This is a genomic window from Limnospira sp. PMC 1279.21, assembly GCF_032349615.1.
Taxonomy (GTDB): Bacteria; Cyanobacteriota; Cyanobacteriia; order Cyanobacteriales; family Microcoleaceae; genus Limnospira; species Limnospira fusiformis.
This window is the reverse complement of sequence record NZ_JARPLU010000407.1, coordinates 1-1204: the sequence shown is the minus strand read 5'-3', so window position 1 is coordinate 1204 and position 1204 is coordinate 1. Positions and strand designations below refer to the sequence as shown.

Annotated in this window: 1 protein-coding gene; it reads left to right on the top strand. The window is 43.8% G+C overall.

Translation table 11 applies throughout. The features are described from left to right. Nucleotides 1–870: 870 nt before the first annotated feature. Entirely contained in the window at nucleotides 871–1176 is a 306-nt protein-coding gene (locus P5683_RS25005) for a reverse transcriptase N-terminal domain-containing protein (RefSeq protein WP_315641213.1), read from the top strand. Nucleotides 1177–1204: the final 28 nt, after the last annotated feature.

The window sequence follows — 1204 nt, the reverse complement described above, 5'->3', positions numbered from 1 at the left end:
CTATACAATAGCCATACATTATACCGTACTTTGTGTTTTGTGTAAAGGCTGTAATCGGGTAATTAATCAGTATTGCTGATTGAATTTTAACGGATTTTGGGGTGAGGTTGGTTTGGTTATACTGTTACTAAGGGTGCGAAACGTTCAGGCATCAAATAGGGCTGCAATGCCCGAAATGACTGCCTGGTAGGGATTTCAACCCTTTGGTTGAATATAAGGAGCGTACTCCTGACCATCCCTATAACTGTTTATATGTCCCAAAGCGAAAGCAAGGCAGGGAACTCAAGGTCAATTCCACAAAGAAAATCGCAATACTCAATTATATAACATGGAGGATTAAAACCACTTGGGCGATTGTGGAAAAGAGTAACGGCGATAGCCACCCCCAGATTCAGGAATCATACCCCGTCAGATTGAAGCGGGGAACGGAAGGCGTGAGGGAAAACCTATTCCCAAAATTCCGACCACTGCCAACCATCCATGACTAAGGAAATCTGAATGTCCGACTTGAACCATCGTCAACAGCAGGCAGCGAAATAGGTTGATACACTGCGCTCAAAAGAGTAAGGGGAAAAGTAGGAGGCTCTTTGAACTACCTACACAGACCTTTAAAAGTACCCCGGTGGAAAGGACAAGTCTAAAGATGGAATGCCCATATAAACGGAACGTTTTAACCCCTTCTAGGCTCTGACAATCTGGTCGAGAAAGTCAGTAGTGAAAGTGTAAGCGCAAGCCTATTAGGGGGTGAGATGTGACCAGAAGCCAAAGCCATACTGTAATGGTAAGGATATGCTAACGGGTCACGGTTTGATTGTAAAGAATAGAGTCTAGTAGGAGTTACTATGACGAAAGCGAGTTTAAAGAAAGGATTTGAGAAATCAAAACCAATCAAGACGTGCGTTTGTATCGAAAGCTATTCCCTGGGCGAAAGTTCAGAGAAAAGTTTTCAAGCTCCAAAAGAGGATATTTCAAGCAGCTAAATCGGGACAGGACGCGAAGGCAAGAAGGTGGCAACGTCTATTGGTGAAGTCATATTATGCCCGACTCTTAGCAGTGCGGCGAGTGACTCAAGATAATCAAGGCAAGAAAACAGCCGGAGTCGATGGAATGAAAGCAATTTCGCCAAGACAAAGGTTTGAACTTGTTAAGAACCTAAGTACAGGACAAAAGTTGTAGAGCCTGGTGAAACCGCCCTGAAAACAAA